The following is a 12,410-nucleotide window of genomic DNA, read 5'->3' on the forward strand; positions in this document are numbered from 1 at the left end:
GCGAGTTCCTTTTCCTATTTTTCCAGCACTTCAGCAGGTACAGGTTCCAACACCCAACCGTCAGTTACTTCGGATTTTAATTGCGCGTAGAAGGCATCGATTTCGCCGCCAAAACGTTGCCATAAATCTTTGGCGCTCATTTCGCCATTGTGGCGGGCTAGGATAGTAGCCAGCGGTGCCAAGGCTTTAATATCCGGCGTAGTACCCAAACGGAGTGGCGCGATCAGTTCAGTTTTTGGGGCTTTCATGGGTTCCTCTACTTGTTCGATGGTGATACCGGTGAGGCTTGCCACAGATGCGACTGCCAAATTTTCTGCCATTCCCCTTGAGCGTTGTAATTGCAACTCTAGCTTGTCACAAAAACGCATAAGCTGCGTAACACGTTCAACAATTCGATGTTGCTCAGCAATGGGGGGTAATGGGATCTCGAATTGTTCCAAGACTTTCTTGCTTAAACCTTCACGAGCCATTCCTACTTGGCGACCCCAAATCATTGATTGGGTGTAAGGCGACAAGATGCAAAGATGAAGATATTGACGAACTTGAGGATCTGTCAGACGAATAATTGTTACGTGCTGGCTGACGTTGGCCTCACCAAAATTCGATGGAACAACCGCACACCGACCTAACGAAGCACCTGTAATATTGAGCAAGATATCGTCGCTTAATACTGCTGAACCTGACATTCGTTTATGTTCTCCTAGAGTGATACAAGCAACATCACTCAAATGCAGTCCATTGTTCCAAATGTTCTGTGACCGAAGGAATGGAACCCCTATTTTTACATAAACATCTCTACCCCCTCTGGGAGTACTCCCTGAACCAATTTTGTTCGTTATTTGCCCAAGCCGTACAAAAGTCCACCCTTTTGGAGGCGGAAATGGGTACTCATTAGCAGCAAGCTCAGTCATAGCAGCCTGTTTAGGGATGAGCTTCTGTTTCGTTAAGGTCGCTTTTGTTGCTGTCACATCAGCTAACCATTCAACGATCGGTTCATCTGCATCCGATTGATTCACTAGCTGTCCATAGACGGCCAGCTCAAGAATTAAGTCACGTAGTTGCTTCACATCCTCGGGGGTATGAAATAGATGACCGAAGTTGTCGGTTAAACGTGCCCAAGTAGTTCGTAGTTCGTACGGGTTATGACTTATGGCAACGGCTTGCAGAGTGGACTGACGCAAGTGGTTTTGCAGTGTACGGCGCTTTTGTTGCTGCGCATCCAACTGATTGCATAAGGCCATCAATTCATCCACTTTGGCGACAATGCGGGATTGTTCAGTCGTCGGTGGCAATGGCATAGCACAAAGCGCAAAGTAATCTGTGGGTAACCGTTTTTGCCCTGCAGTACCCGTCATGCTAGCCACTCCCTTTGCCCGAAACAACGGCGAGCGTATGAACAGGTACACATAAGCCGGATCGATACATTCACTTATTGGGCGAAAGACATGGAATTCAGTAGAGCCTGCGCCGATTCCATATTCTAGGTCGCAAACAACGGCTGATTTACCGTTTTCAAAACATGGGGTGATTTTGGCAAGTAAGACATCGCCATTGGCAAAATGGGTATAGCCTTTGTTGATTTCTGACCAAGACCTTACTTCGCCCACGATTGTCTTCGAGTGCATTTCAGAAACACCTGCCATGGGCACGAATGTTGCCAAGGCTGCAGATTCGGCTTGGTTGCGCGGATTAATTTCACCAAGATCCAGTAACCGACTCCAACGCCAATTAGGTGGAAGCTCAATAGCCGGTGGAACCAGAGGAGCAGAAACCAATTTTGGTGAGTACTTAAATTTCCTCTCGGTAATTAGTTGCTGACGGATGCGAGCAACATTGTCGAGAACACTGTCCGCATTCCCATCTTCCTCATTCTGACGGGTTAGCCTACCCGTTACGGCCAATTGATAAATCAATTCTCGCAGTCGCGCCACACCCTCTGGCGCATTAGCAATATGCCTAAATTCTGCCAGAAATTGTTGTGCATCCATCAGGATTCCTTATCAGAAAAGTGGTGGGCTAGAGCTGCAGCTAGCTCACTCTTTAGCTGATTTTCGGTTTCTTCAATTTCACCCAACAGTTTTTTGTATTTAATCAAAAGCTCGATAGGATCAAGGCTTTCTTCTTCTGGGGCATTGGGATTTTTCAGGTCAAGATTAAAAATTGGCCAATAGAGACGATCACCAGCTGCTTGAGCATCGCGTGCTTTTAAGCGCAGGCCCTCGCTTTCATGGCGCAGAGTTTCAATATTGTCCTCAACAACTTGGCGCTGGGGTTTATCGTTGAAATCTTTAATAGAGTCACGCAGATCACGGATGCGATTATCTAACTCGCTGGCTTGGTTGTTGAGTGCTTCGGCGTTAGCCCAATGGGGCTGAGCCGCTGCTTCGGCTTGCTCGCGCTTGCTCTTGAAATCTACTTTCCAGGCGAATTCGTTTTCTACACGATCGGCAAAATCGTTGTCTTCGCTGCCCCACCATTCTTGTTCGGGTTTAAATTCTTCTAGGCGAATCGGCTTAGTTTTACTGTAACTTTTGTAGCCCGGTGGATAGGGATGTTCGTAAAACCAGATGGTGTCGGTATGAAAGTGCTCGCTGCCATCGTCAACTGTGACTCCCTTAGTAAAGAAAAGTAGGTTAGTTTTGATGGTGGTGTAGGGTGCGAATACCCCCTTAGGCAGACGGATGATAGTGTGTAGCTTGCAGTCACGCAACAACAGTTTTTTTAGCGTGCCTTTGATTCCATCACCAAACAAAAAACCATCTGGAAGTACCACAGAGGCACGGCCATTTTCTTTCAGTAACTTTTTAATAATCAGCGCCATAAACATATCGGCGGTCTCACGGGTTTTGAGGTCCGTCGGATAGTCGCTGCCCACTCCATCGTCTTCATAGCCACCAAAAGGGGGGTTGGTGATTATACAATCAACTTTCTGGTTGGCGCTCCATTCGTTCCAGCCAATGCCCAACGTGTTCTTATGCTCGATTTGGCTAGGTACATCAATGCCATGCAACAGCATATTGGTGGTGCAAAGCAAGTGTGGTAGCTGCTTTTTTTCAATACCTCGTATTATCTCTTCGATGGCGCGCTTATCTTCAGAACTGGATCTAGTGGTGAGTTGGTTGCGGAAATGATCTATGGCTGCAGTCAAGAAGCCGCCAGTACCACAGGCTGGGTCCATTACCGTTTCACGCTTGTCTAGACGTGGATTGACACGATCAACCATAAATGCTGTGATGGCTCGAGGGGTGTAGAACTCCCCTGCATTACCTGCGCTGCGTAAGTCATTGAGTAGTTGCTCATAAACATCACCAATATTAGCGCGAGTTGTAAAGTCGTGGAAGTTTATGGCGTCTTCTAGCTTCTCGATCACGGCTAACATCTGTGGGCCGGATTTCATGTAGTTATTAGCATCCTCAAAAACACTGCGGATTACTTTATGCTGGGGGCTCTTGTTTGCATCAATCTCTTTGAGAGTCGGGAATAAATTGTTGTTGACGAAGCTGATTACTTCACTACCCGCAATCTGTGGTTTCTTTTTGCCATCTGCATCGACTATATAGGCTGCCCAGTTACGCCAACGGTACTCCTCAGGCAAGGGAGACTTATAAGCTGGGTTGTCATCTGCCCATTCCTCCTCACGCTGATCGAATACCTTGAGGAACAACATCCATGTGAGTTGGCCGAGACGCTGCGCGTCGCCATCGACACCATCATCCTTGCGCATGATATCTTGAATGGATTTAATTGTACTGCTGAGATTCATCTTATCTATTCGCTTGTTGAGGGCTTGTTGTTTAATTAAGCCCGTTTTTGTTCAGGTATATCGTAGAGTGCCTGTTCCAGTTCCTGTACTGCTTGTGTGTACTGCTCTACACCACCAAAAATGCCTCGCCGGATTTGTGTTTTGCTGCCAAATTTGTCAAAGGGCGGCAACTCCAGCACTTTGGCATCTTCTATGTTTTGCACGCCGTGATCGGCAAACTTTTCGAGTAATGCTTCGAGCACAGCCCTGGCTTGCTCACCATATTTACCAAATACATCGCGCTTTTTTACATTATTGGCTCGTTCACGACGAGTGAGCGGCTTTTGGTCAAAAGCGACGTGGGTTACTAGGTCAAACACATCTAACTCGCTGCCATTAGAGACCGCCTGTTGCAGTATTTCTAATGGTACGCCACGCTTTGCTAATTCCTCTAGCACTGCTTGTTTACGTTTTGCACTGCTCCAGTGGCGCAGAAAATCGGTTAGGTTGCTGAATTTCTCTTGCAGCGCTTTTTTTATGTCGTTTTTGAGTAGGACTCGGTAGTCTTCAGTAATGAGCTTACCGTCAACATCAAGGTACTGAGAGCGTTCTACCGCTAAACGCACATTGACATCATCTATCACATACCTAACTCGACCTGAGCTGCCAGATGGCTTATTGCCATCTGTGGGACTGGGATCATAAGTTGATAACTCGGGCTCGTCTATATCAGGAAGATAAATTATATCTGGAGGTACCACTGGATCCTCAGGACGAGGCTCATAGATCACCACAGGCTCACCATCGAAATCTGGATCAGCAAACAGTCGTGTAGCACCTTTGAAGTCCATGATGGTGAAGTACAGTTTTTGGTAGTCTTCTCGCAGACGAGTGCCACGGCCGATGATCTGTTTGAACTCCGTCATCGAGTTGATGTTCTGATCTAAGACAATCAGCTTACAAGTTTTGGCATCTACGCCAGTGGTAAGCAGCTTTGAGGTGGTGGCAATAACTGGATAAGGCTCATCATTGTCGATAAAGTAAGAGAGCTGTGCTTTACCTTCATTATCGTCCCCAGTAATACGCATTACGTAACGGCGATTGCTTGCTGCTGCAGGGATAAGTTTTACTAACTCTTGACGCATCCGCTCGGCATGATCCTGGTCGTCACAAAAAACAATAGTCTTGGCCATCGGTTCAGTCGCTTGGAGATATTCCCATACTTTGCTGGCCACAAAAGCTGTGCGCTTCTCGAGTATTAAATTGCGATCAAAATCTTTTGTGTTGTATTGCCGTTGTTCAACAGCCTGTCCTAGTTTGTCGATTTTTCCCTCTTCTGGTATGTAGCCGACTGCATCAACATCGGTTGCAATGCGTATAACCTTGTATGGAGCAAGAAAGCCGTCCTCTATACCCTGCTTGAGTGAATAGGTATAAATTGGATCTCCGAAGTAGTTGATATTACTGATTTCCTTAGTTTCTTTCGGAGTAGCTGTGAGACCGAGGTGGGTGGCACTGGTGAAATAATCGAGCACATCGCGCCATGCAGAGTCTTCTGCTGCACTTCCGCGATGGCATTCGTCAATAACTACTAAGTCGAAGAAATCCGCCGGGAATTGGCGATAGATTTGTTTCCATTCTTCTTTCCCCGTTACGGCTTGATAGAGAGCGAGATAGATTTCGTAGTTTTTCTTGACTTCACGGTTAGTAACCTTGTGCATGACTTCACCAAAAGGGGCAAAATCTTGCTGCATGGTTTGGTCGACCAAGATGTTGCGATCAGCCAAGAACAGAATGCGTTTCTTGGATTTTGCCTTCCATAAACGCCAAATAATCTGAAATGCAGTGTATGTTTTTCCTGTGCCGGTGGCCATGACAAGCAATACCCTATCTTGACCTTTTGCTACCGCTTCGATGGCACGGTTGATAGCTACTCGTTGGTAGTATCGGGGCTCGCGGCCGCTGCCATCTGTATAAAACGGTTGTTCAATCAGTTTGACAGCTTCTGAGGCAACTAATCCCTTCCATTGCTGATATAACGGCCATAAATCGGCCAAAGTCGGAAATTGGGTAAGTTGAAGATTTCGTTCGGCAGGTTGTGAGAGCCCAGTTCGATCGTGAAGGAGGAAACCATCGCCATTGCTACTAATGGCAAAGGGTACATCTAACATCTCTGCATAAACTAGCGCCTGCTGCATTCCGTGGCCGACTGAAAATTTTGCCTGTTTTGCCTCCACCACTGCAATCGGAACATTTGGTCTTGCATAGAGCACATAATCGGCACGTTTGGGGCCTCCTTTGGCTTGAGGATTTATGACTCGAGATGCAAGTTTACCGCGAACCATAACACGACCATCAGTAAGATTGACTTCCTCACGGAACTGATGCTGCTGCCAGCCAGCCTGTTCAATGGCTGGTGTAATGAATTTGGTGCAGATATCTCGCTCACTGAGGTGAAATTTATCCATGTCAGTAGGCTCTCCCAAAGTTTAGGTTTATGTGCTTTAGGTTTTATGAACAAGCATCCAAAAATCGAGTCTGATGGTTGGGTCCTGTGCCATTCTTCCAAAAAGTAATCCTAATCCAGCACTTTAGTGGCCAGAGTTGGCGGGGGTAATGCCAACATCGCATTTTATCATTAAGGTTACGAAGCGGCTACTAACGTTCATACGGTAAACTTCTCAAATTAGCCCCATTTTACTCTTGCGCCTCACGGCTAAAACTAGAGGTGGTTATAAAGACCTTCCTTCATTTGGAATTGTCTAAGTCTATAGGGCTATAAGTTAGCCAAAACCTTTCATTGTCTCTTTTTACTCAATTCAATTGAAAATAAATACAAACAGCACCAATTTCCTATTTATTCCCTTTTTCAGAATCTGCATTTGTAGCTGAGGTTGTCTATTAAACATTCTTATTTTGACACCTCACGAGCAACAATTCACCTTTCAAATTATCCACTGATAAACGCATCTACTTCATTCACCTGCACAAAGTTATTCAGCGTTGTATCCTTAGATGTGCCTATGTTTAAAAGCTGATCAGTCAGGGCTAGCCCCTAAAAATATATCAATAAACGATTGGATCATGAATAAGCCGCTCAGAAGTTAAATCAGTTTAATGTTTTCTTTTTTTCTCTGAAACAGCTGTTTGAACAGCCGTTTTTTATGCTCTTTGACTGATTGTCGGTAAAAACTATCTTTTAAAAGACAGTCAATCAAAAATGCAAAATAGCGCTTTTTGCATTTTTATAGCACTTTCCCTTTGCCACACTATTGAGTTTTAAATTTTCCTCAACATACTGAAATGAAACAAAAAATAAATGCGACACGGCGCGTTTCCTATTTATCCACTTTTGCCTGTTACTTTGCGTTCAACTACGTATGACCCTTCAACATACGGAGAACGCAAAATGAAACAACCTGATAACGTACGTACGTTTCTTAATGATTTAAATAAAAAAAACGTACGTACGACAGAAAGCGACAAAAGTATCCAGATACCTAAACGCTTTTACACCCTCGAAACACGTCAGCAACATGAAGTTGTGATGATACTGGCACAGGTTAGAGCTGAATTGAGACAATATGTTATGGATGAATGGGACATGCGGTGCATGGAGCAGAAAATCAGCAATCCGGCAGGATATCTTTTCTCGCTGCTCATCAGTGCGAAGAATGGAAAATTCATCCCTTTCCTGTGTCTCAAAGCTGATAAATGCAGACAGAGAAAATCCAAAAATGCAAATCAGGGTATTAAACCCAGTCAACTCTTAGAATCCAATGCAGGTAAGCCTCTACCGCCTGAAGAAGCCAAGGTTTATATTGACGAACTGAGAGCAAAGTTTCCTGAATTGCGCAGAAGAGCAAATAACCGTTAATCTTTTATTTACCCTGCCTGCCATTTTCTTGTCGTGGCAGGCAATCTCGTTGGTGATGGCTCTACATTGATAAAAGAAACCATTTTTAATGGCTGCATAAATTACTTTAGAATCAGGAAGGCTCCTAACGTCACATGCCCTTAAACCACCTTGCCATGTGCTTTTGACCGAGTTTATAATGAAAATATAAGTGTATCTGTTGACACTTTTCGCCCAGGGTACAGGCTCCAGGTACCCGACCTGATGTTTATCAGGTAGAGCCACCCCCTCGATGGCCTCAGACTCCACTTTGCCATCAGCCTGATACAGGCGGAGTCCATTTATACACAAACCCTGCAACACGTTATTTCTGATAGCGCATGCTGTTCTGTTTCTCCCATGCTGCAATTGCGGTAGTCTCTTTCTTTTGCTCCTGTGCATCCTTTCTACTGCAAGTTTATGGCTGCAAATATCATCCAAGGCTGACAACTGCCGCTGATAAGCCCTGTCACTACGCCGTAGTGACAGGGCGTGCAAACCCGCTCAGGCTGCTGCTTTGAGCACAGGTATTTAAAGTGACCGTCGCGTGACGATGGGCATTTCATCCACTTTTGCAGTGTTTTTTATACAGGCTGGCTCAGCTTCGTTTCATTCAGGCTCTCTCATTTATCTCAACTTTTCATTTCATCCAAGGAGGTATTCACCATCCATCAAACCACTCTGAACAGCGCTTTCAACAGAAAGGCTCTCAGAGGCTCCATGCGGAGCAAAAGATGTTGCTGAAACATCTGGCCCTTGCCTGCTGAGAGATAACTCTCTCTGACAGGAATCAGTTTGCTGCAAGGCGACTGGTTGGCATCAACATTAACCACGTTGGATTCAGCAAAAAAGAGAAAGAAAGATGAAAGGAGAGAAACGGAATGAACAACCTGAATTATGAATTGAAACAACTGTGCCACAGATGCAGAGAGGGTTCAGCCAATACGCAAAGAGACCGGATCAAGATTCTGACGCTGTGTGCCAATGATTTGAAAGAACTCGGGTTCAAACATATGAAGCTGACGTCACTCAAGCCCAAACATGTTGAAGCACTACTGAATAAATGGAACAAGGAAGAGCTTTCACAAGGAACCCTCAAGAACAGAATGTCTCATCTGAGGTGGTGGGTACAAAAGATCAACCGGGCCGGGATTATCCCAAAAGACAATGCGGCACTGGGTATAGAGCAAAGATGTTATGTGACATCAGAAAACAAAGCTAAAACACTGGATGCAGAAAAACTAAAAAGCATTACAGACTCCCACATAAAGATGAGTCTGAGACTACAGGCGGCATTCGGACTGAGAAGACAGGAGAGTATCAAATTCAACCCGAATTATGCAGACCAGGGCGACCATATCCAGCTTAAAGGGAGCTGGACGAAGGGAGGTAAATCACGAATGGTTCCTATAAGAACAACAGAGCAAAGAGCGTTGTTGAACGAGATACACGCTTTTGCAGGCAAAGGTTCGCTGATACCGGCTCATAAAAGCTACAAGGAGCAACTGAGGGTGTATGAAGGGCTGTGCAAGAAAGCAGGACTAACGAAGATGCACGGGCTACGGCATCAGTATGCACAAGAGAGATACGAAGCACTGACGGGGTGGAAGTCACCGAAGGCGGGAGGGCCGAAACAGAACACACTTAGACCAGAACAAAAAATCATAGACGAAGAGGCCAGACTGACGATCAGCAGAGAGCTCGGGCATGAACGCCTTGAGGTTGTGAAGGTGTATATCGGCGGTTAAATTAAATGCCTCTTCTAATGTAATTTTGGTCAGGGTTTCAGAAGGCTAAGGTGATCAACAGGAGTTATAAGTCAATAACACCTCTATTTCACAATACAGCTTATCCCGCACGCCAGCTTTGCCGGATCCTGATTACTATCGCTAGCCTTTCCAGCCTCCCATCATTAATACACAACTAATTGCCCGCTAGGCCAGTTACCAACCCAACCGCAGGGCATATGTCCTGCCTCGTAAATAGGGATAAGTTCAGAAAAGAATAAGGGTTTTGTTAATTTTCCCCTGTAAGTATCTTCTATTAAATAGTGAACAATATTCCATTCCAGACATTGATGTAACAGTGTATTATTGAAACCACTTAAATGAGGAATGCGGAAAATTATATCATTGATAAAAAACGATTTTGCCTTTTTGGCTAATTCATTCCACTCTTGGAAAATAACGGTATGCCTTACTGCAAGATAACCTGATATTTTATTCGACTCTTCCAGAGTCACGTTTTCCCACTCAGAAGTAGCTAAATAGTGTTCAGTTTCATTTAGGGATTTAGCTAACACCATATTGGATACAGTGAATTCTTTACCTATTTCAGATAACCAATTTATTTTCAATAATCTATCAACTGCCAACTGGGATATTTTCATGCTCTTACTTGATTGATTCAGTCTGATATCCTGGGAACCATCCGCCCCTTTAAGCATACCAAGTCCAAGCCTATTATGATGCGATATTTGGCAACCTGATTAACAAATAATCTTACAGCTTCTAAAGATTGTTCAATGCTTGATTATATCGAAGCTTAGTATGGAGTTGTCCATTTAGTACTCTATCCGTCTGCGTCTATATTTGTAAATGTAGTGACATTTCATTTCGTAAACACCAACCTTGCCATTAACTGAATTGAAGTACATTGCCATAACTCGTTTTTCATTGTCTTCAAATACAAAAGGTGCCATAAGGAACTTTTTTTGAAAAATTCTTCATGGCAGAGGTGGAATTAAATCTCTTCCCCTGACCCACTCCTCATAATCCCAAACAATACCTTCTTCAAGTTCATTGTATAAATCAGAAGCCGCATCAATTTGCTTTTGAGTAAACTCCTGGCGAACCAACGCTAAAATTTCCGCGTTATAGTCATCGATAGTTTTATTCATATGCTCCAAATGAAGATTCATACTTGTCTGATTCGAAATTTCTTCGAGAAATTGGAGGTATCCTTTGTGGGACAATGTCGCCCAAACATATGACAACTCCAAGTTTTTCTGAACTCCAATGCCATGGTAATAGGCTTCTGCCAGTCGTGTCATGCAGTAACTTGAACCATGACTGGCGCATGGCCTATATCCGTCCACTGCATCAGCCAGTTCTGTGGGGGTCAATCCCTCGAAGTGTTCCGTCATCCGGTTCAGTGCGTCATATTGAGGATTATTGCTCCTGTACCCTGTTCCCCACAGCAGGGTTGTAGCCAAAAAGCCCTGATTTCGGTATCCACCATTGATACTGTATCGGATATAGTTCAGCATCTTTGCCCTGGTCTCCCCCGTATAGGGAATCAAGTTACCTTGATCATCGTATCCGCTTTCTCCCATCATTCTTGCAGCTAGGCGATTTGCGGGATAAGGATATTTATGGTCCCCTAAAAGCGTCAAAAAGTTCCATAAAGGCAATCTCAACACTTGCGGCTCATTGAGCAGTTTCCCCTGGCTATCCACAATCTGATCCCGGTACTGCATGATAAAATCATCCAGCGACTCCCCTTCGTCTGGCTCAATATGTGACTCATTATCAACAATTCTTGCATACTGAATCATCGCGTTCTTATCCCATTGCCAGGCATGTTTGATGAGCTCAAGCAATGCGTCTTTATCCCGCACCATAGGGATACCAATATTGAATGCCTTCTTTTGCATTTCTGCAGCATACTCAATGCTCCAGAGTTGCTCTTGAGGAAGACTCGAAACTTGAATTTCAGGATTACTCATAACATTCCTAACAACAAAAAAACTGCAAGAGATAATGAACAACGCACATAAAGTGAAATAAATGAATAAATTTCTTTTCTTGATAGTCATATATATGTCAGGTCAAATGAATTAAAAACATCTTTCGCTACGGTCCTTGGCAAATCACTTCCACCAAAAAATCCCCTGCACGGCCAGATTTGACCACTTTTTAAATTCCAGTATTCAGAGGACGTCATATATCCTGAACTGCTGCCGCCCGCACAATATCCCCATAAAACGACATTATTCACTTTCAGTTCATCAATCAATCGCTTGTTTTCTGAAGACGAGTTTCTGTATTTCCACTCTGCTACGGAGTCGCCTGTATTGTTAGTGGCATAAACCACCTGACCAATGACTCTGACGCGATGAGATTCAGAAAATGCATTTGCAATACATTTCTTGAGTGCTTTATTACCTTCGTTTTGTTCTTCAAATCTCGATGACCGGCAACTGTGTAAAACGAATGCACTTTTCCCTACCCCTGCTGACCAAGGCAGTTGTTGCAACTCCGGAACGTCGTCGTAACTGATTTCGTCTCCAAACAGATATAAGTTATCAAAATCGCTGTGCCCGAAATAATGAACTTCTCTGAGGTCATAACCGATCATCGGACCTGTCAAAAGACCATTGATCCCATTCCATACCGTTTTAAAATCATCTGCTTTCGTAACTGGCTTAACGTCAATACGTGCATCCGGATACAGTTTTTGCAACCGTTCCTTTTTAAAATTAGCAGCAGCTACAAATGCGCGTGTTTTGCTTTCCGCATCGGCTCTGTAATAGGGCATCATCACAAAATAGGGTCTTTTGCGCGTAATGCACTTCACAACCAGCGTATCAGGTTTGTCACTGTTTTCTCCCTCGGTCGTTGCCGATGGAGGAATGATGACAGGAATTCCCCCAATATTTACGCATGCTCCTAGATTTGTATCGATAATCTCAATTTCTTTCGGATCTGGCATTTTTGAAACCTATCTATCAAAGTGTTTCTGTCACAAAACAAGTCTTTTCAGCAAAATAAA

8 protein-coding genes are annotated in these 12,410 nt (G+C 44.3%); 2 read left to right on the forward strand and 6 right to left on the reverse strand.

The window, feature by feature from the left end; genetic code table 11:
- Positions 1–14 precede the first annotated feature (14 nt).
- Genes AACY98_RS14470 through hsdR form a run of 3 tightly spaced genes read right to left on the reverse strand, consistent with a single transcriptional unit; the run spans position 15 to position 6,210 of the window.
- A complete protein-coding gene (locus AACY98_RS14470; protein ID WP_339806141.1) occupies positions 15–1,988 on the reverse strand; it encodes a restriction endonuclease subunit S in 1,974 nt (657 codons plus the stop codon).
- Positions 1,988–3,763 (reverse strand): N-6 DNA methylase, encoded by a 1,776-nt coding sequence (locus tag AACY98_RS14475; RefSeq protein ID WP_339806143.1) that lies wholly within the window; start codon positions 3,761–3,763, stop codon positions 1,988–1,990. Before AACY98_RS14475 ends, AACY98_RS14470 begins: the two co-directional genes overlap by 1 nt.
- A gap of 35 nt (positions 3,764–3,798) precedes the next feature.
- A complete protein-coding gene (hsdR, locus tag AACY98_RS14480; RefSeq protein WP_339806145.1) occupies positions 3,799–6,210 on the reverse strand; it encodes an EcoAI/FtnUII family type I restriction enzme subunit R in 2,412 nt (803 codons plus the stop codon).
- Positions 6,211–7,151: 941 nt separating this feature from the next.
- Between hsdR and AACY98_RS14485 the strand changes: the two genes are divergently transcribed.
- Positions 7,152–7,619: a hypothetical protein gene (locus AACY98_RS14485; protein WP_339806147.1), complete on the forward strand. Its 468-nt coding sequence runs from the start codon at positions 7,152–7,154 to the stop codon at positions 7,617–7,619.
- An 899-nt stretch (positions 7,620–8,518) separates the two neighbouring features.
- Positions 8,519–9,385: a phage integrase N-terminal domain-containing protein gene (locus tag AACY98_RS14490; protein WP_339806150.1), complete on the forward strand. Its 867-nt coding sequence runs from the start codon at positions 8,519–8,521 to the stop codon at positions 9,383–9,385.
- Positions 9,386–9,549: 164 nt separating this feature from the next.
- Here the strand turns inward: AACY98_RS14490 and AACY98_RS14495 are convergent, their stop codons facing one another.
- The 3 genes from AACY98_RS14495 to AACY98_RS14505 form a co-directional block, all read right to left on the reverse strand.
- Positions 9,550–10,026: a hypothetical protein gene (locus AACY98_RS14495; RefSeq protein ID WP_339806152.1), complete on the reverse strand. Its 477-nt coding sequence runs from the start codon at positions 10,024–10,026 to the stop codon at positions 9,550–9,552.
- A 336-nt stretch (positions 10,027–10,362) separates the two neighbouring features.
- The gene (locus AACY98_RS14500; RefSeq protein WP_339806154.1) at positions 10,363–11,364 is read right to left on the reverse strand and encodes a hypothetical protein; all 1,002 of its coding nucleotides are present in this window, start codon (positions 11,362–11,364) and stop codon (positions 10,363–10,365) included.
- Between the two features lie 86 nt (positions 11,365–11,450).
- The gene (locus tag AACY98_RS14505) at positions 11,451–12,350 is read right to left on the reverse strand and encodes a hypothetical protein (protein ID WP_339806156.1); all 900 of its coding nucleotides are present in this window, start codon (positions 12,348–12,350) and stop codon (positions 11,451–11,453) included.
- Positions 12,351–12,410 lie beyond the last annotated feature (60 nt).

It is taken from the genome of Saezia sanguinis, from assembly GCF_963921665.1.
Classification (GTDB): Bacteria; Pseudomonadota; Gammaproteobacteria; order Burkholderiales; family Burkholderiaceae_C; genus Saezia; species Saezia sanguinis.